This is a genomic window from Pectobacterium actinidiae, from assembly GCF_000803315.1.
GTDB classification, from domain to species: Bacteria; Pseudomonadota; Gammaproteobacteria; order Enterobacterales; family Enterobacteriaceae; genus Pectobacterium; species Pectobacterium actinidiae.
In genome coordinates, this window is the sequence record NZ_JRMH01000001.1 from 851225 (window position 1) to 870851 (window position 19627).

A 19627-nucleotide genomic window follows, 5' to 3' on the forward strand; every position below is an offset into this window, starting at 1 on the left:
GGTGCGAGAAGATAACGCACTGCAACGTGAAAAGTGATGGATATGAGGTTGGAGAATTGCATGCGTAAACAGTGGGTCTGGATTACCGGGTGGTTTCTTTTATTCACATTCTGGCTTCCGGCGAGTTGGGCTGAGACGGGCTGGCAGCCGCTGGCTCAGACGATTCGAAAAAGCGAAAAAGATCCGCGGCAATATCAGGCGATCAAACTGGATAACGGAATGACCGTTCTGCTGGTTTCCGATCCGCAGGCACCCAAATCGTTAGCATCACTGGCGCTGCCTATTGGCTCGCTGGACGATCCCAATAATCAACTGGGATTAGCGCATTACCTCGAACATATGGTGCTGATGGGATCGAAACGTTACCCAGAGCCTGAGGCGCTGTCCGAGTTTTTGAAAAAACATGGCGGTAGCCACAATGCCAGCACGGCGTCTTACCGCACGGCGTTTTATCTGGAAGTGGAAAATGATGCGCTGCGACCCGCCGTCGATCGGATGGCGGATGCGATTGCAGAGCCGCTGCTCGATCCGGTGAATGCCGATCGCGAACGTAATGCGGTCAATGCGGAATTAACCATGGCGCGTTCACGCGACGGTCATCGTATGGCGCAGGTAGGGGCAGAGACGCTGAACCCAGCGCACCCGAGCGCGCGTTTTTCGGGGGGCAATCTTGAGACCCTGAGCGATAAACCCGGCAGTAAACTGCATGATGAACTGGTTAAATTCTATCAGAAATACTACTCAGCCAACCTGATGAAAGGGGTGATTTACAGCAATCAACCCCTGCCTGAACTGGCGACGCTGGCGGTCGATACATTTGGACGCATTCCCAATCACAACGCCAGCGTTCCAGCGGTTACCGTCCCTGTGACGACGGAAAAGCAGCGTGGTGTGATGATTCACTATGTTCCTGCTCAGCCGAGAAAACAGCTGCGCATTGAGTTTCGCGTTAGTGACATTAGCCAGGCATTTCGCAGTAAGACGGATACCTACATTAGCTATCTGCTTGGGAACCGCAGTCAGAATACGCTCTCTGACTGGTTGCAAAAGGAAGGGCTGGTTGAGTCTATCGGTGCAGGTTCTTCGCCGATCATCGACCGAAACGGCGGCATGTTCGCTATTTCAGCCTCGCTGACCGATAAAGGGTTGGCACAGCGTGATGAAGTGATTGCAGCCATATTCCGTTATCTGCAACAAATCCGTACCGAAGGGATTCAGCAGCGTTATTTTGATGAGATCGCGCATGTTCTGGATCTGGATTTCCGCTATCCGTCTATCAGCCGTGATATGGACTATATCGAATGGTTGGTTGATACCATGCTGCGCGTGCCGGTCGAACATACGCTGGATGCCCAGTATGTTGCCGATCGCTATGATCCGAAGGCTATCGCTGCACGACTGGACGAGATGACGCCGCAGAACGCGCGCGTTTGGGTCATCAGCCCGAATGAGCCGCATAATAAAGTGGCCTATTTTGTCGATGCGCCGTACGAGATGAATAAAATCCCGTCAGCAACATTTGCAAAATGGAAAACGCTGGGGCAGAAAATGTCACTGTCGTTGCCGACGATCAACCCCTATATTCCAGATGATTTCTCCCTAATTAAAGCCGATAAGGCGATGACGAAACCGACGCTCCTGCTCAATCAGCCAGGGCTGCGCGTGCTGTATATGCCAAGCCACTACTTCGCTGATGAGCCGAAAGCGGAAATCACGCTGTTCCTGCGCAATCAGGAAGCGCGGAGTACTGCCCGTAATCAGGTGCTGTTTGCGTTAAACGATTATCTGGCGGGTCTGGCGCTGGATGAACTGAGCTATCAAGCGTCGATCGGCGGCATCAGTTTTTCCACCCGCAGCAATGATGGTCTGGTGATTAGCGCCGATGGTTATACCCAGCATTTGCCACGGTTGCTACTGGCGTTGGCGGATGGCTACGCCGCCTTTACCTCGACGGAAGCACAGCTGGAGCAGGCGAAATCCTGGTACATACAGCAGTTAGATGCGGTTGAGAAATCAAAAGCCTTTGAACAGGCGTTACAGCCCGTTCAGGCGATATCGCAATTGCCTTACTTTGAGCGTGCAGAACGTCGTAACCTGCTGAAGGATATCCGTTTACAGGATGTCGTTAACTACCGCAAAGACCTGCTGCAAAAAGCCACGCCGGAAATGCTGGTCGTCGGCAATCTGGCTCCAGAGCGAGTCACCGAGCTGGCGAACACGCTGAAAACGCATCTGAAGGCAGGTGGCGAAAATCTGTCGCGCAGCGATGATGTCAAAGTCAGTAAGCCGCAGCTTGCTAATTTGCAGCGTCCGGGAAGCAGCACGGATTCTGCATTAGCGGCGGTATATGTACCGACGGGGTATTCGGAAACGGAAAGTATGGCGTATAGCTCGGTGCTGGGGCAGATCGTTCAGCCTTGGTTCTATAGCCAACTGAGAACGGAAGAACAACTGGGCTACGCGGTATTTGCCTTCCCAACGACGGTCGGTCGACAGATGGGTATCGGCTTCCTGTTGCAAAGCAACAGCAAACAGCCTGCTTACCTGTATCAGCGCTATGAAGATTTTTACCTGAAAGCGCAAAAGCGACTGCGTGAAATGAGTGAAGAAGAGTTCACGCAGTATAAGCAAGGCGTGATGAATGAACTGAGCCAGCGTCCGCAAACATTGGGCGAAGAGGCCAGCCGACTGCGTCGCGATCTGGATCAGGAGAACTTTGCTTTTGACTCGCGAGAGAAACTGCTTGAACAAATCAAACCGCTGACGGTGGCGCAACTGGCAGACTTCTTCCAGCAGGCGCTGAAGCCTGAAGGTCTGGCTATTCTGTCGCAGGTTTCCGGTAGCCACCATGGTAAAGCCGACTATGCCGCACCGAAAGGATGGCATACCTACGCAGATGCGTCTTCATTGCAGAAAACGTTACCGCGCGAGAAAGCGCCCACGATGATCCCCGCGCCAGCAGCATCGAAAACTTCCGGTAAGGTTGCAGCAGAATGAAAAATGCCGCGCCGCAATCATTAGACGTCATGACGTTGCCGCTCCAGGGGGAGCGGTTGATTGAGGCGTCGGCCGGAACGGGGAAAACCTATACGCTGGCTGCGCTTTACCTGCGCCTGTTGCTAGGGCTGGGTAAGCAAGCCGCGTATCCACGTCCGCTGCTGGTCGAGGAAATTCTGGTTGTGACCTTTACGGAAGCCGCGACCGAAGAACTGCGGGAGCGTATTCGTGCCAGAATCCATGCCTTGCGCATCGCCTGCTTGCGTAAAAGTGCGCAGGGTGAAGAGGCGGAGAAGCCTAAAGATACTTCTCTAGGGCTGCTGCTAGCCGAGATTTCGGATCACCGCGATGCGGCGGATGTCTTGCTGGCGGCTGAACGACAAATGGACGAAGCGGCGATCTACACGATCCACGGCTTCTGCCAGCGTATGCTTAGTACCAATGCGTTTGAATCTGGTGTCCTTTTCGAACAGGTGCTGATAGAAGATGAACAGCCACTGCGCCGGCAAGCCTGTGCAGATTTCTGGCGTCGTTATTGCTATCCGCTGCCGGTAGAGGTGGCGCGGATTGTCGGTCTGGAGTGGAAAGGGCCGGAAAACCTGCTGGCCGATCTGGCTCCTTATCTGCATGGTGAAGCACCTGCGTTTCGTTTGTCGCCAGAAGAAGATGAAACGCTGGTGAGTCGACATGAGAATATCGTGGCGACGATCGATGCATACAAACAAAGTTGGCTGGCGTCAGCAGCGGAGCTGGAAGCGTTGATTAGCGCTTCTGGTGTCGATAAACGCAGCTACAGCAGTAAGCATCTTCCCAACTGGCTACAGAAAGTTACGCTGTGGGCAGAGCAGCCGACGCTGGATTATCAACTGCCGAAAGATCTAGTGAGATTTGCCCAGCAGACGCTAATCGAGAAGACAAAGAAAGGCGAGCCGCCTGTTCATGCCCTCTTTGAGGAGACCGAACGGCTGCTTGAAGCGCCGCTGTCGCTGCGTGATTTAGTCATTGTCCGTGCGCTGTCGGCGATCCGCGAGTCGGTAAGTGAGGAAAAACGGCAGCGTGCGGAGCTGGGGTTCGACGATTTGCTAAGCCGTCTGGATGTGGCGTTGCAACAGCCGGGTGGGGAACAGCTTGCCAGCGCCATTCGCGAACGCTATCCGGTGGCGATGATCGATGAATTTCAGGATACCGACCCCCAACAGTACCGTATTTTCCGAACACTGTATGTCGGGCAGCCGCAGTGTGGGCTGTTGTTGATCGGTGACCCTAAGCAGGCTATTTATGCGTTTCGCGGTGCGGATATTTTTACCTATATGCATGCACGCGGAGAAGTGGCCGCACACTATACACTGGGCACGAATTGGCGCTCGTCGCACCAGATGGTACGCGGCGTTAACCGCTTGTTTGAACGTCTGGAAAATCCTTTTATTTTCCAAAATATCCCTTTTCTCCCAGTCAAACCTGCTGAATCTAAGCGCGGTTTGGTATTTGACGTCGCGGGGCAGCCGCAGCCTGCGCTTCAATTCTGGCTAACGGGTTCGGAACCGATTGGCGTAGGAGATTACCAGCAGCGGATGGCACGCCAGTGTGCGGCGCAGATTCGTGACTGGCTGGCGGCCAGCCAACGCAATGACGCCTGGCTGGTCACCGACGATTCTCGCCGTTTGGTCAGAGCATCTGACATGAGCGTGCTGGTGCGTAGCCGACGTGAAGCCTCGCTGATTCGTGATGCGCTGAGCCGTTTGTCCATTCCCTCGGTGTACCTATCCAATCGAGATAGTGTTTTCAGTACGCCGGAAGCCAGCGATATGTTGTGGCTGTTGCAGGCGGTGCTGGCACCCGAGCAAGAGCGCACGTTACGCAGCGCTATGGCGACGGCTCTGATGGGGCTGGATGCCGAGCAGGTTGATGCATTAGGGCAAAGCGAAGCCGCCTGGGATGCGCTGGTGGATGAATTTGCGGGCTACCGTGCTCTGTGGCGTCAGCGTGGCGTGCTGCCGATGCTGCGGGCGTTGATGAGTCAACATCAACTGGCGGAAAACCTGCTGGCGAGTGCAGAGGGGGAACGCCGCATTACCGATATTCTGCATATCGGTGAATTATTGCAGGATGCCTCGGCAACGCTTGATAGCGAACATGCTCTGGTGCGCTGGCTATCACAACAGATTGTCCAACCTAATCCGCAAGCAGAGAATCAACAGTTACGCCTGGAAAGCGATCGTCACTTAGTGCAGATCGTGACGATCCACAAATCGAAAGGGTTGGAATACCCGCTGGTGTGGCTGCCTTTCATCAGTAACTTCCGCGTGCAGGATCAGGGCGTTTATCACGATCGCGAGAGCTATCAGGCCGTGTTGGATCTGCAAAATAATGAAGAAAGCCAGACGCTGGCGGAAGAAGAGCGGCTGGCAGAAGATCTCCGTTTGCTGTATGTCGCGCTGACCCGTTCTATCTACCACTGTAGCGTGGGCGTCGCGCCGGTTCAGCGGTCGCGTAAGAAAGACGGCAGCAGCGATATGCACCAGAGCGCGCTGGGCTATTTACTCCAGCGCGGTAAAGAAGCTGAGGCTGCCACGCTAGTCAGCGAGCTGGAAGGCATGGTTGGCGACGGTGTCGAATTAACACGGCTACAGGCAACGGAAGAACAGCGCTGGCAGCCGGATAGACCAGAATTGGTAGAGTTACGGGCTCGCCACATTGAACGTCAACTGCGCGACGGCTGGCGAGTAACCAGCTATTCGGGGCTTCAGCAACATGGTTCTGCAAACGCACAGGATCTGGTGCCGCGTCTGGATATTGAAGCGATAGGCGAGCGTCAGGAAGCGGATGAAACTCAGCTGACGCCGCATACGTTTCCACGCGGTGCGAGCCCAGGAACGTTTTTGCATAGCCTGTTTGAAACGCTGGATTTCACTCAACCTGTTGGGGATGACTGGCTGGCCGAGCAGTTGCAGCTACAGGGATTTGAAGCGCACTGGCATCCGGTATTGAAGACGTGGATGGATACGCTGTTGCATACGCCGCTTAACGAGCAAGGGATTATGCTGTCAGCGCTGGATAACGCCGATAAGCAGGCCGAATTACAGTTCTATATACCGATTGACGCGCCAATACAGGCGGCGCAGCTCGATCGGCTGGCAAAGCATCACGATCCGCTCTCTGCAAGGTGTCCGACGCTCTCTTTTCAGCAGGTTAAAGGCATGCTGAAAGGGTTTATCGATCTGGTATTCCGCTGGGAAGGACGCTATTACCTGCTGGACTATAAGTCCAACTGGCTCGGCCCTGATGCCAGTGCGTACACCCAAGCGGCCATGATGCAGTCGATGGCCGAACATCGCTACGACTTGCAATACCAGCTCTACACGCTGGCTTTGCACCGCTATCTGCGTCATCGCATTGCGGATTATGACTATGAGCGCCATTTTGGCGGGGTGTTTTATCTGTTTTTACGCGGTGTTGAGGATTCTCACCCCGGTAATGGCATCTTTGCTTGTCGTCCTTCCGCTGAATTTGTTTTCGGGCTGGATGCGCTTTTTAAGGGAAAGACGCCTGACGATGCTGATACAGGAATTCCCTCATGATTGCGTTGCTTGAAACGGCACTGGCTCGGCGGTTGCTGCGCCCTCTGGATGTACAGTTCGCCAGAATGCTGGCGGATGAGACACAGCCCGATCTGTTGTTGGCTGCCGCCTGCCTGAGTGCGCACTCGGGGGCAGGACACGTGTGTTTACCGCTGGAGAACTTGCAGGCGCAGACGCTGTTTGACGGTCGTGAGCCTGAACTGGCGCAACAGCTGCTTGCGGGGACAGGACTAAACACGGTTGCCGCGTGGCAGCAGCGCTTACGGGCGTCCGATGCCGTCAGCGACGGTAGCAAGCCGACGCCGCTGGTGCTGCAAGGAGAAAAGCTGTATTTACAGCGCAGCTGGCAGAGTGAAGGCCGCGTGGCGCGTTTTATCGCCAGCGAGCGCGATACGATCTCCGTCGATGAATCTGCAATTCGGGCGGTTTTGGAGCGGCTCTTTCCTGACTCGGGCGAAGAGATTAACTGGCAGAAGGTGGCCGCGGCTGTTGCGTTGACGCGCCGCATTGCGGTTATTTCTGGCGGGCCAGGAACGGGGAAAACCACGACGGTGGCGAAGTTGTTAGCGGCACTGATTGAGCTGAATACGGGAGATGCGTTACGTATTCAACTGGCTGCGCCGACCGGGAAAGCGGCTGCGCGGCTAACGGAGTCGCTGGGGCTGGCCCTGCACCGTCTGGCGGTAGATCCTCGGTTGCGGGAAGCGTTTCCGCAGGAAGCGACAACGCTGCATCGTCTTTTGGGGGCGGTGACGGACAGCCTGCGCCTGCGTCACCATCAGGACAACCCGCTGCATTTGGATGTGCTGATTGTGGATGAGGCATCGATGGTCGATCTGCCGATGATGGCGAATGTGATTGCTGCGCTTCCGCCACAGGCCAGAATTATTTTTCTGGGCGATCGCGATCAATTGGCGTCCGTCGAGGCGGGAGCGGTGTTGGGCGATATCTGTCGTTTTGCCGAAGCTGGCTATAGCCGTGCACGAGCACAACAGTTGCAACGATTGACGGGCTGTACGCTGGATGAAAGTGGTCCTGAAGGGCAGTCGACGGTTAGCGACAGTATTTGTCTGTTACGCCGGAGCTACCGTTTCGATCCGCATTCCGGTATTGGGCAACTGGCGCTGGCGGTCAACGGTGGCGATGATAATCGCGTGCGTGAGGTGCTAACTGGAAAATTTGCCGACATTACCTGTAGTCCGTTAACCGAAGCTGAAGAGTATCAGGCCATGTTGGCGCAGTGTGTCGAAGGGTATCGTGATTATCTACAGCATGTTGCAGCAGGCGCAACGCCGGATGCCGTGCTGCTTGCCTTCCAGCGTTATCGCCAACTGTGCGCGTTGCGTGAAGGGCCGTTTGGCGTAGCAGGACTGAATCAGCGCATCGAGCAGGCTTTGCATCAGGCAGGGCTGATTCAGCGCAGTCGTAATCCGCTTAACCGCTGGTATCCCGGCCGACCGGTCATGATTGAACGCAACGATGCCGCATTGGGGCTGTTCAATGGTGATATCGGTATCGCCATGATAGGAGAAAGCGGGGAGCTGCGCGTATTTTTCCCCTTGCCAAATGGCGAAACCAAAGACGTTACGCCAAGCCGCCTGCCGCCGCATGAAACCGCTTATGCGATGACGGTGCATAAATCGCAGGGCTCGGAGTTCGATCATACGGCGCTGGTGCTGCCGAACCACTATTTACCGGTGCTAACGCGGGAGCTGGTGTATACCGCTATCACGCGTGCGCGCCAGCGTTTGTCACTCTATACCGATGTTCGCATTCTCTGCTGGGCGGTGAAAACGCCAACGCAGCGCTATAGCGGCTTGGAAGAGAGAATTAGCGCACTAATGGTGAGTCCTTGATAGGGTAGTTATTAACGTCAGGCGGACTCACGCTCAATCAGCGAAAAACCGATATCTACGATGGGGGAAGGCACATTTTTCCCCTCAATTTTTTCTGTCAGCATGGCCGCTGCATCGGTGCCGATCTTCCAGCGATCGATCCTGACTGTTGTAATTGTTGGTGTGCTGTGTGCAGCGAAATCGAGATCGCCAAACCCCATCACGGCCAGTTTCTTCGGCACCGCTAATCCTCTGGCGGCAGCTTCGATCATCACACCTTGTGCCAGCGTATCGGAACTGCAAATGATGGCATCAAAAACGTCGCCATCGGCGAGAAGTTCGATCAGCCCTTGCCGCCCCAACGCCAGCGTCGCAGGCCATGGGGCGGGGGTTTCACGTACGTAAGTTCCCGGCTGTTTTTGTATGACGTCGTAAATGCCTTTCTTACGCAGCCCGGCACGCGTGTCTTCGGTCCAGACAAGGCCGAAGCGCGAGTGTTCTTTACCCAGCAAATAGTGTCCGATGGCGTTCCCGATGCTTTCATGGGAAAAACCGACCAGCATATCGAGCGGCGTCGGGGTGAGATCCCAGATTTCGACGACGGGGATTGTGGCGTTGAGCAGGAGACGTTTGAGTTCGGGCGTATGGTGGATACCGGTGAGGACGATACCGTCTGGGCGACGAGAAAGCAGGGTGGCGACAATCTCTGCCTCGGATTCATTGGTATAGCCAGCGACGCACAGCAGCATGTGGTAACCGCGTGCGGCCAGCTCATCGCTGATCGCCTGAACGGTATCAACGAACATATTGTTATTGATTTGCGGCACAACGACGGCAATCAGCTTGCTGCGTCGGGAGGCGAGCCCACCTGCTAACATATTGGGGATATAACCGGTCGCGCGAACCGCTTCCATCACCTTATTCACGGTTTCCGCACGAACAATCTTCGGATTGTTCAACGCGCGGCTGACGGTCATGGGCGAAATGCCTGCGGCACGCGCGACATCTTCAAGCGTGGGAGCGCGCGGCGGCATGCTGCTGGCGTTTTTATCGCGTTTCAATCACGGGTTCCCTTCTGAGGCTGCGCGCACATTTACATGTCGCTGGATTATCGTTGATGGCACTTCGGTTTACCAGTCGCCAGCGTTTCTACAGCCTGCCGAATTATCTCTTTTTTTCCGGCTGGCTCCGGGGCTGGTTATGCGGTATTCCCGCTGTATCCTCTTACTTTTTGTGGTGATTGCGCAATCATTAATTCTGTCTCTCGATGAACGATTTTATCGTGATAATGATTGTTATGTGATCTGTATTGCATGTTTTTTCTTCATTTATCGCTATCTTCCTTCTGTTTATGAATGTTAGCGCAATCATTTTACGAGGTGAGACATGACAATCAGTGCAAATTCAGCGGCAGTTAGCTATGCAAAAGTCACGAACGTCAGAACGGCTGCCGAGTCGGGCGATCGAATTGAATGGGTAAAACTCTCTCTGGTGTTTTTGCCGCTGGCAACGCCAGTTAGCGATGCGAAGGTCCTGACCGGAAGGCAAAAACCGCTGACCGAAGTCGCCATTATTTTTGCCGAAATCCGCAGTCGTGATGGGTTTGAAGGCGTGGGGTTCAGCTACTCCAAGCGGGCGGGTGGACAGGGTATTTATGCCCACGCGAAAGAGATTGCCGATAACCTGCTGGGCGAAGATCCGAACGATATCGATAAGATCTATACCAAGCTGCTGTGGGCTGGTGCATCGGTTGGCCGCAGTGGAATGGCGGTGCAGGCGATTTCTCCGCTCGATATTGCGCTGTGGGACATGAAAGCCAAGCGTGCAGGCCTGCCCCTGTCTAAGCTGTTGGGCTCACACCGTGATTCTGTGCAATGTTACAACACCTCCGGTGGCTTCCTGCATACGCCATTGGATCAGGTATTAAAAAATGTCGTGATCTCCCGTGAAAGCGGTATCGGTGGGATCAAACTAAAAGTCGGACAGCCGAATACGGCGGAAGATATCCGTCGTCTCACGGCGGTGCGCGAAGCACTGGGAGAGGATTTCCCGCTGATGGTGGATGCCAATCAGCAGTGGGATCGCGAAACGGCGATTCGGATGGGGAGAAAGATGGAAGCCTTTAACCTGATCTGGATTGAAGAGCCGCTGGATGCCTACGATGTGGAAGGCCACGCGGCGCTGACGGCCGCGCTGGATACGCCGATTGCCACTGGCGAGATGCTGACCAGTTTTCGCGAGCATGAACAGCTCATCCTCGGTAACGCCAGTGATTTCGTCCAGCCGGATGCGCCGCGCGTGGGCGGGATTTCACCTTTCCTGAAAATTATGGATTTGGCCGCGAAGCATGGCCGTAAACTGGCACCGCATTTTGCGATGGAAGTACATTTGCATCTGGCTGCGGCCTATCCGATTGAACCCTGGCTGGAACATTTCGAGTGGCTGAATCCGCTGTTCAACGAGCAGCTAGAACTGCGTGATGGGCGCATGTGGGTATCCGATCGTCTGGGGCTAGGATTTACGCTGAGCGAACAGGCAAGGAAGTGGACAATATTAAGCTGTGAATTTGGCAAGCAGCCATAAGCGGATGAAAGATTGTGGCCGACTTTAGGGTCGGCCACGAGAAGCGTTATCGAGTGGAATAACTCAGAGGTCTAGCACCAGAATCTTCGATCGACGCTGGTAGTTGTACAGCGCCTGCTTTTTCTTCGGCAGCATTTCCACTTCGGCGGGTAAAAAGCCGCGCTCCTGGAACCAGTGGATGCTGTGCGTCGTCAGTACAAACAGCTTTTGCAAACCCTGCTGACGAGCCTGAGCAGCAACGCGTAGTAACAGCATATCGCCGCGTGATGAGCTGCGGTAATCCGGGTGAACCGCGACGCAGGCCATTTCGCCAATGCTCTCTTCCGGGAACGGATAAAGCGCAGCGCAGGCGATAGTCAGGTTATCGCGTACCACAACAGTGAATTTGTCGATCTCCATTTCCAACTGCTCGCGCGAGCGTCTGACCAGAATGCCTTGTTCTTCCAGCGGGCGAATCAGCTCCAGAATACCACCAATGTCATTGATGGTCGCACGGCGAACCTGCTCGGCGCTTTCCATCACGATCTGCGTACCGATTCCGTCGCGTGAGAACAGTTCTTGCAACAGCGCGCCGTCGTCCTGATAGCTGATCAGGTGGCTACGGCGCACGCCACTACGGCAGGCCTTGACCGCACCGCGCAGGAATCGGACGGTACCCGAATGGTAATCACCAGACTGTTCCAGAGCATCAATACGCTGCTGTGCATCGTCAGGGAACAGCTCGGAAATGATGTTGCCATCTTCATTGGTCACGCCCTGTGAGGAGCAGAAACCGATCATCTTCTCTGCTTTCAGCTTAATCGCGAGCTGGGTCGCGACTTCTTCCGAGGTTAAATTGAAACTTTCACCGGTGACTGAAACTGCAACCGGACCGAGCAGCACAATCGCACCGCTATTCAGCTGGCGGTGAACGGCTTCTTCATCAATACGGCGGATACGGCCGCTGTGGCAGTAGTCCACACCGTCATCAACGCCAAGCGGCTGCGCGATAATAAAGTTACCGCTGACGACATTAATGTGGGCACCTTGCAGCGGCGTGTTGTTCAGGCTCATCGACAGCCGAGCGGTGATGTCCAGCTGTAGCATTCCCGCCGCCTGCTTGACTAGCTCCAGCGTGGCGCTGTCGGTGATACGGGTGTTTTTATGGTAGTGAGGCTCGTAGTGATGTGTTGTCAGGTTGGCATCGATCTGAGGACGAGCGCCATAAACGACCACCAGCTTGATCCCCAGACTGTGCAGCAGCCCGATATCATTTACGATGCTAGAGAAGTTGGCATGTTCAATGGCTTCGCCACCCAACATGATGACAAACGTTTTGCCACGGTGGGCATTGATATAGGGAACTGAATGGCGGAAGCCCTGAACCAGTTCTGTACTCCGTTCCTTCACTGCGAGCCCTCTTTGCATTTTTATTCGTAATTTATGTATTTTTATTCTTTATGGCGTAAAAGGCAAGAGGAAGTATTAACCAGAAAAGTCAGGATTCTGTTTCATCTTGCTACCATGCCCTAAATAATTCGAGTTGCGTGAAGGCGGCAACCGCGCGAATCCCCAGGAGTTTACATAAGTAAGTGACTGGGGTGAGCAAGGACAAATTGGCTAAGCCATTTGAACGCCGTTTACGGCGGCCCTTCAGGGCGAGGCTCAGAGAGGAGCCGAGTATTGCCAACGTACATGCGGCTTGAAGTATGACGGGTATGAATAGGATTTTTGCATGACAGCGTGGGACAGATTCGTTAAAGTTTTTGACAATTTTCATCTTTATTCACTTTTTAATTGCCTATTAGTGCATTCGCAACACACCAATGCAGGATAGTGCACAGCAATCAGATCGGAGTGTCATGTCTCATTCGAATCATCATTTGACTCGACGGCGTCTATTACAAACCGCAGCAGCAACCTGGCTGTTAAGCGTAAGTGGTGTAGGGATAGCGGCGACGACGCAGGTCGTTGCGGTGCGCGTCTGGCCGTCTTCTGCCTATACCCGCGTTACGCTGGAATCCAATCACCCGCTGAAATATAAACAGTTTAGTCTGAGTAATCCTGAACGCATCGTGGTGGATATCGAAAATGTTCATCTGAACAGCGTATTGAAGGAGATAGCCAGCCAGTTTACGTCAGATAACGATCCGCTGATTAAAGAAGCGCGTATCGGACAGTTTGATAAAACCACGGTGCGTTTGGTGTTGGAGCTCAAGCAACAGGCGACGACCAAAGTCTTTACGCTGGGGCCAGTGGCCGAATTCAAGCACCGGCTGGTACTGGATTTGTATCCTGCCGCAGGGCGCTACGACAACGAAGACGATCCGCTGCTGGCGCTGCTGGAGGATTACAACAAAGGCGATCTGGAACGTACGTTACCGGCAGAAGCACCGAAAGCTGGGAAAGCAGGGCGGGATCGTCCGCTGATTATTATGCTCGATCCCGGCCACGGCGGTGAAGATCCCGGTGCGATTGGCAAGAATAAAACGCGCGAGAAAGACATCGTGCTGCAAATCGCTCGTCGCCTGCGCAAGCTGATCGATAATGAATCCAACATGAAAGCGTATATGACGCGTAATGAAGATGTGTTCATTCCGCTGCGCGTGCGGGTAGCGAAAGCGCGCAAGCAGCGTGCCGATCTGTTCATTTCGATTCATGCGGATGCGTTTACCAATCGATCGGCAAGAGGATCCTCGGTTTTTGCACTGTCGAAGAAAGGGGCAACCAGTACCGCTGCCAGATTTCTGGCGGAGACCCAGAATGAATCGGATTTGATTGGTGGCGTGAGCATGAGCGGCGATCGCTATCTGGATCACACCATGTTCGATCTGGTGCAGACCGCGACGATTAGCGACAGCCTGAAGTTTGGTAAAGAGATCCTGACCCGGCTGGGTAGGGTGAATCGTCTGCATAAAAACAGTGTCGATCAGGCCGGATTTGCGGTACTGAAAGCGCCGGATATTCCGTCTGTTCTGGTTGAGACGGCATTTATCAGCAATCTGGAAGAAGAGCGTAAGCTGCGCACCAGCCATTTCCAGCAGCAAATTGCGGAATCCATTTTTGCTGGAATTAAGGCCTACTTTGCCAGTCAGGCTGAGCGATAGTTGATGTTGCACGATAACCGCGTCTTACTGGCGCGGTTCAGAGGGAATCAATAAGTCTGGAGTGCGCGTAGGAACTGCATAGAAAATAGGTGGCGCAGAAAAACAAAAAAGCACCCGTTAAGGTGCTTTTTCGCTATCAGATATAGTTTTAGTTGGTTGCGGGAGCCGGATTTGAACCGACGACCTTCGGGTTATGAGCCCGACGAGCTACCAGGCTGCTCCATCCCGCGTCCGTAATAACTAATCTTCACTGCTTTTGATGGACGACTCACATCAATTGGTTGCGGGGGCCGGATTCGAACCGACGACCTTCGGGTTATGAGCCCGACGAGCTACCAGGCTGCTCCACCCCGCGTCCGTGTGACTTATTTTACTACCTTTACTTCTTTTGATGGACGACACACATCAATTGGTTGCGGAGGCCGGATTTGAACCGACGACCTTCGGGTTATGAGCCCGACGAGCTACCAGGCTGCTCCACCCCGCGTCCGTGGATGCGCACTATACTCTCCATGAGCATTGATGCAACCTATTTCTATAAAAAGCGCGGTATTGGGTTGTCAGGTGATTGATTTACCACCTGATAGGTTGTTTTGTGACCGCAATGGTAGTGGTAAGCAGAACCCGTGACTTTTGTTACGCCGCCTACCGAACAGTACACGCTTGATCCGTGGATTTATATGCTGTCCCATTCCTTTCTCGATAGCCGTTTGTTATCGTTCGACGGTAAATTTTTTGATGTAAAAAGCGAGCGCAAAGATGAAGGGACGGTGGGGAAAATACGTGCTGACCGCAGTGGTCATTGCCATTCTGGCGGGGTGCCAATCCAGGCCAACCGATCGCGGGCAGCAATATAAAGATGGTCACCTCAACCAGCCTCTGGAATTGGTGAATGAACCTAATGCCAAAGGAAAACCGGTCAACGCACGGGATTTTATGACTCAGGTTTCTGAAATCCGGTCAGCGTCACCTAATCTGTATTCGCGCAATAATACGACCTTTCAGGCGATTGAAAACTGGATGATGTCAGGCGCGGATACCCGTGAGCTGAGCAAGTTTGGTTTGAGCGCCTGGCAGATGGAAGGCGTCGATAACTTTGGTAACGTGCAGTTCACTGGTTATTACACGCCGGTGTTGCAGGCGCGCCACACCCGTCAGGGTGAATTCCGCCATCCTTTATATGCTATGCCGTCAAGGGGCAAAAATAATCGTCGGCTACCGGATCGTGCCGGCATTTATTCTGGTGCGTTGGATGAGAGACTGGTTCTTGCCTGGACTAATTCGCTGGTCGATAACTTCATGATGGAAGTGCAGGGCAGCGCCTATATTGATTTTGGCGATGGACGCCCGCTGACGTTCTTCGGCTACGCTGGCAAAAACGGCCATGCCTACCGCAGTATTGGTAAGGTGCTGATCGATCGTGGTGAAGTCGCGCGTGAAGATATGTCTATGCAGGCCATCCGCAAGTGGGCGGAGCAGCACACCGAATATGAAGTGCGTGAACTGTTCGAGCAGAATCCTTCCTTTGTGTTCTTTAAACCCATGATGTCTGCGCCCGTCAAAGGGGCTAGCGCCGTGCCGCTGGTGGCGAAAGCCTCCGTTGCCTCTGACCGTTCGTTGATCCCGGCTGGTACGGCTCTGTTAATGGAAGTGCCGCTGTTGGATAACGTAGGTAAATTCACCGGCAAGTATGAAATGCGCCTGATGATTGCGCTGGATGTCGGCGGGGCGATTAAAGGCCAGCACTTCGATATGTATCAGGGCATTGGGCCCGATGCAGGGCACTCGGCAGGTTTTTATAACCACTATGGCCGGGTCTGGGTTTTAAGGGACGCGCAAGGCAGCATGGCCAACGGTTCGGGTTCTTCATTGCTGGTTAATTATCAATAAAATTGATTTTTCTCTGAGGTTGTCATGGCCATTAAACGTTATCCACATCTTGCGCACTGGGGCGCGTTTACCGCGGTGGTTGAGGACGGCAAGCTGATTCGATGCGAACCGTTTGCTGACGATCCGGCACCGTCTGCCATGCTCGATTCCATCGTACCGCTGGTGTATTCGGACCGACGTATTCGCCGACCTTCGGTGCGTCGCTCCTGGCTTAAGAAACGCGAAAACAGCGACAGAACGCTACGCGGCCGGGAGGACTTTGTTGAGGTTGATTGGGACGTCGCGCTCGATCTGGTTGCGCAAGAGAATCGCCGCATTCGCGATCGCTACGGTGCGGACGGCATGTTTGCCGGCTCCTACGGTTGGTCATCTGCCGGGCGCTATCACCATGCGCGTTCTCAGGTTCGACGCTTCTATTTCTCCGGCGGCGGCGCGGTCGATCAGCAGGGCAATTACAGCTGGGGCGCGGCGCAATTCTTCCTGCCGTACGTGATTGGCACCTTCCACCCGCTGACGGGAAAGGTAACTGAATGGCGCAGCGTCGCCGAGCACTGTGATATTTTCCTCGCGTTTGGCGGTCTGGCGCTGAAAAACGCACAGGTGGCCTCCGGCGGTGCCGGACACCATACACTTAAACCCGCGTTGGAAGCGCTGGTGGCGAAAGGGATTCCGGTCATTAACATCAGCCCGATGCGCGATGACTGCCCTGAATTTGTGAATGCCGAGTGGATTCCTATCCGCCCGAATACCGATGTCGCCCTGATGCTGGCACTGGGTTATGAAATTCAGCGCTTGGGTGCCGACGATAAAGATTTCTTGCAACGCTACTGCGTGGGCTACGAGCAACTGAGCGACTACTTGCATGGTCGCGGCGACGGTGTCGTGAAAACGCCCGAATGGGCCAGCGACATCACGGGTATTCCTGCCGAGCGCATCCGACGTCTGGCGCAGCAGTTGATCGGTGTTCGCAGCTTTATTACCTGTTCTTACTCCGTACAGCGTGCACACCGCGGCGAACAGCCCTATTGGATGATGATTGCGCTGTCTTCAATGCTGGGGCAAGTGGGGCTACCGGGTGGGGGATTCTCCTTCGGCCACGGTTCGATGAACAGCGTCGGCAACGAGCGTATTTCAACGCCTGCGCCCGCTTCTCCGTCAACCCCGAACGCGGGACAGGCGATCCCTGTGGCACGTATCGCCGATATGCTACTGCATCCGGGAGCGCCTTATACCTTTCAGGGCGAAACCCATACTTATCCCGATATTCATCTGATTCACTGGGCGGGCGGTAATCCGTTCCATCATCACCAGCAGTTGAACCGTCTGGTGGACGGCTGGCGTAAGCCGGATACGGTGATTGTGCAGGATATCGTCTGGACGCCCGCAGCGCAGATGGCGGACATCGTTCTGCCCGTCACCACCACGCTGGAGCGTAATGATATTGGCGGGTCGTCTCGCGATCGTTTTATCTTTGCTATGCATCAGGCGATTGCGCCGCAGCATCAGGCGCGTAATGACGTGGATATCTTCATCGAGCTGGCGGAACGTCTGGGCTATGGTGACATATTCACGCAAAATCGCAGCGAGCAGCAATGGCTTGAACACCTTTATGATGAGTGTCGTTCAAGGCAACGAGATGCCGCTGATAACTGGCCGTCATTTGAGGCGTTTTGGCAGCAGGGACATGTCGAAATCCCGATGGATGAAAAACCGTTTGTGTTCTTTGAGGACTTCCGCCGCGACCCGCAGCAGCATGCGCTGAGTACGCCAAGCGGTAAAATTGAACTGTTTAGCTCTGCCATCGCTAGTTATGGCTATGCCGATTTTGCGCCGCATCCTGAATGGCAGCCTCCCGTTGAATGGTTGGGAGCCAAAAGCACGGAAGAATGGCCGCTGCACTTTATTTCCATTCAGCCGTCTGACCGTTTGCACAGCCAACTGGCCGCTACGCCGCAGGTTGCCGCGAATAAGACCGCAGGAAAAGAGACGCTGTACATGCACCCGCAGGATGCCGCTGCGCGGGATATTACCGATCGCTCTCAGGTGGAAGTCAGAAACGCGCGTGGCCGTATTCTGGCGGGCGTACAGATTACCGACGGCGTCACACCGGGTGTGGTGATTATGTCTACCGGTGCCTGGTTTGAGCCCGGCTTCGGCCAGAAAACGTGGCATCCGGTTGAGCAATCAGGAAATGCGAATGTCCTGACGCTGGATATCGGCACCTCACCGCTGACGCAAGGACCAAACGCTATGAGCTGTCTGGTAGATGTGGTGCGGGTTTAGCGCTATCCTGAGCCGATTTTTCTCGCTGTTTTATTTTCCTGTGATTTTGTTTTCGTAAGGTTGGTTGAATGAGTACGCAATTATCCGAAGCCTATTTGCAACGCTTCGGCGGCACCGCGCGGTTATATGGTCAACAGGCGCTGGCGCTGTTTTCTCAGGCTCACGTTTGCGTGATTGGCATTGGTGGCGTCGGCTCCTGGGCGGCGGAGGCGTTGGCACGTACCGGCATTGGCGCGATCACGTTGATCGATATGGATGATGTGTGTGTCAGTAACACCAACCGGCAGATCCACGCGCTGCGCCAGCACACTGGGCAGTCGAAGACGGAAGTGATGGCTGAACGTATTCTGGCGATCAACCCGGAATGTAACGTCACCTGCGTAGATGATTTCATCAGCGCGGAAAACGTGGCCGAGCTGCTCGACCAGAATTTCAGCTATGTGATTGACGCCATCGACAGCGTGCGTCCGAAGGCGGCTCTGCTCTCCTACTGTCGCCGCTATAAGATCCCGGTAGTAACCACGGGCGGTGCGGGGGGGCAGATTGATCCGACCCGAATCGAGGTGGCCGATCTGGCGAAAACCATTCAGGATCCGCTAGCCGCCAAGCTGCGTGAACGGCTAAAGCACGATTTTAACGTGGTGAAGAACAGTAAAGGAAAGCTGGGTATCGACTGCGTGTTTTCCAGCGAACCGCTGGTTTATCCGCAGCCTGACGGATCCGTTTGCGCGTCGCGCAGTACGGCGGATGGGGTGATGCGCATGGATTGTGCGTCAGGCTTTGGTGCTGCGACAATGGTAACCGCAACCTTTGGGTTTGTTGCGGTATCCCATGCGCTGAAGAAGATGATAGCGAAAAGGGGAAGATCGTCTACGACGTAACAAACAGTCTGCGGCATAGAAATAGCCGAGTGCCGCTATTTTTTCGCCGCCTCTTGTTCGGCAATCTCCTTGATTCTGGCGGCCAGCGCCGCCAGCCCGCTTGAACGTGAAGCGCTGAGCTGAGCGCGTAGCCCCAGCTTATCGAACAGTGCCAGCGGATCGTGCTGCAATAGCGCTGCTGGCGTTTTTCCCTCAACGGCGGTTAACAATACAGCCAGTAATCCCCGCACAATGCGTCCGTCGCTGTCGCCGTAAAAATGCAGCCTGCCGTCTTCCTGACGTTGATAACCCAACCAGACGCGATTTTCACAGCCGGATAATGAAACTTCCTCGGTTTTCAGCTCCTCGGGCAGCATGGGTAGCGCTTTTGCCAATAAAATGAGCTGCCGATAGCGATCTTCCCATGCGCGGCAGGCATCGAATCGTGCTAGCAGGTCGGCGACGGTGGTGTAGTGGCCAAAAGGATGGGTGGTGTCAGTTGTCTGGGTCATGGT

At 54.5% G+C, this 19627-nt stretch carries 11 protein-coding genes and 3 tRNA genes; 8 read left to right on the forward strand and 6 right to left on the reverse strand.

What is annotated here, in order from left to right; all coding sequences use genetic code 11:
• Positions 1-60 precede the first annotated feature (60 nt).
• The 3 genes from ptrA to recD are packed head-to-tail and all read left to right on the forward strand — an operon-like array spanning position 61 to position 8431.
• Positions 61-2997 carry a pitrilysin gene (gene ptrA, locus KKH3_RS03575; RefSeq protein WP_039355861.1) on the forward strand — a complete coding sequence of 979 codons (2937 nt, stop codon included), beginning with the start codon at positions 61-63 and terminating at the stop codon, positions 2995-2997.
• The gene (gene recB / locus KKH3_RS03580; RefSeq protein WP_039355864.1) at positions 2994-6575 is read left to right on the forward strand and encodes an exodeoxyribonuclease V subunit beta; all 3582 of its coding nucleotides are present in this window, start codon (positions 2994-2996) and stop codon (positions 6573-6575) included. Before ptrA ends, recB begins: the two co-directional genes overlap by 4 nt.
• Positions 6572-8431, forward strand: a complete 1860-nt coding sequence (gene recD / locus KKH3_RS03585) for an exodeoxyribonuclease V subunit alpha (RefSeq protein ID WP_039355866.1) — start codon at positions 6572-6574, stop codon at positions 8429-8431. Before recB ends, recD begins: the two co-directional genes overlap by 4 nt.
• Positions 8432-8448: 17 nt before the next feature.
• Here the strand turns inward: recD and KKH3_RS03590 are convergent, their stop codons facing one another.
• Positions 8449-9471, reverse strand: a complete 1023-nt coding sequence (locus KKH3_RS03590) for a LacI family DNA-binding transcriptional regulator (protein ID WP_039355870.1) — start codon at positions 9469-9471, stop codon at positions 8449-8451.
• A gap of 325 nt (positions 9472-9796) precedes the next feature.
• On the opposite strand from KKH3_RS03590, the gene KKH3_RS03600 reads away from it, so the two are divergent.
• The gene (locus KKH3_RS03600; RefSeq protein ID WP_039355876.1) at positions 9797-10993 is read left to right on the forward strand and encodes an L-talarate/galactarate dehydratase; all 1197 of its coding nucleotides are present in this window, start codon (positions 9797-9799) and stop codon (positions 10991-10993) included.
• Between the two features lie 63 nt (positions 10994-11056).
• Here KKH3_RS03600 and argA read toward each other — a convergent pair whose 3' ends face one another.
• Positions 11057-12400 (reverse strand): amino-acid N-acetyltransferase, encoded by a 1344-nt coding sequence (gene argA, locus KKH3_RS03605; protein ID WP_181939646.1) that lies wholly within the window; start codon positions 12398-12400, stop codon positions 11057-11059.
• Positions 12401-12834: 434 nt separating this feature from the next.
• Here argA and amiC point away from each other — a divergent pair, with 434 nt between their 5' ends.
• Positions 12835-14079, forward strand: a complete 1245-nt coding sequence (gene amiC, locus KKH3_RS03610; RefSeq protein WP_039355879.1) for an N-acetylmuramoyl-L-alanine amidase AmiC — start codon at positions 12835-12837, stop codon at positions 14077-14079.
• A 153-nt stretch (positions 14080-14232) separates the two neighbouring features.
• Here amiC and KKH3_RS03615 read toward each other — a convergent pair.
• The 3 genes from KKH3_RS03615 to KKH3_RS03625 form a co-directional block, all read right to left on the reverse strand.
• Positions 14233-14309, reverse strand: a tRNA-Met gene (locus tag KKH3_RS03615).
• 48 nt (positions 14310-14357) lie between these two features.
• Positions 14358-14434 (reverse strand) — tRNA-Met (locus tag KKH3_RS03620).
• Between the two features lie 55 nt (positions 14435-14489).
• Positions 14490-14566 (reverse strand) — tRNA-Met (locus tag KKH3_RS03625).
• Positions 14567-14838: 272 nt separating this feature from the next.
• Between KKH3_RS03625 and mltA the strand changes: the two genes are divergently transcribed.
• The 3 genes from mltA (at position 14839) to tcdA (ending at position 19133) form a co-directional block, all read left to right on the forward strand.
• Positions 14839-15969, forward strand: coding sequence for a murein transglycosylase A (gene mltA / locus KKH3_RS03630; protein WP_039355883.1), 1131 nt, complete (start codon positions 14839-14841; stop codon positions 15967-15969).
• Positions 15970-15993: 24 nt separating this feature from the next.
• Entirely contained in the window at positions 15994-18252 is a 2259-nt protein-coding gene (locus tag KKH3_RS03635) for a molybdopterin-dependent oxidoreductase (RefSeq protein WP_039355884.1), read from the forward strand.
• A gap of 68 nt (positions 18253-18320) precedes the next feature.
• The gene (gene tcdA, locus KKH3_RS03640) at positions 18321-19133 is read left to right on the forward strand and encodes a tRNA cyclic N6-threonylcarbamoyladenosine(37) synthase TcdA (protein ID WP_039355888.1); all 813 of its coding nucleotides are present in this window, start codon (positions 18321-18323) and stop codon (positions 19131-19133) included.
• A 35-nt stretch (positions 19134-19168) separates the two neighbouring features.
• On the opposite strand, the gene csdE is transcribed toward tcdA, so the two are convergent.
• Positions 19169-19624 carry a cysteine desulfurase sulfur acceptor subunit CsdE gene (gene csdE / locus KKH3_RS03645; RefSeq protein WP_039355891.1) on the reverse strand — a complete coding sequence of 152 codons (456 nt, stop codon included), beginning with the start codon at positions 19622-19624 and terminating at the stop codon, positions 19169-19171.
• Positions 19625-19627: the final 3 nt, after the last annotated feature.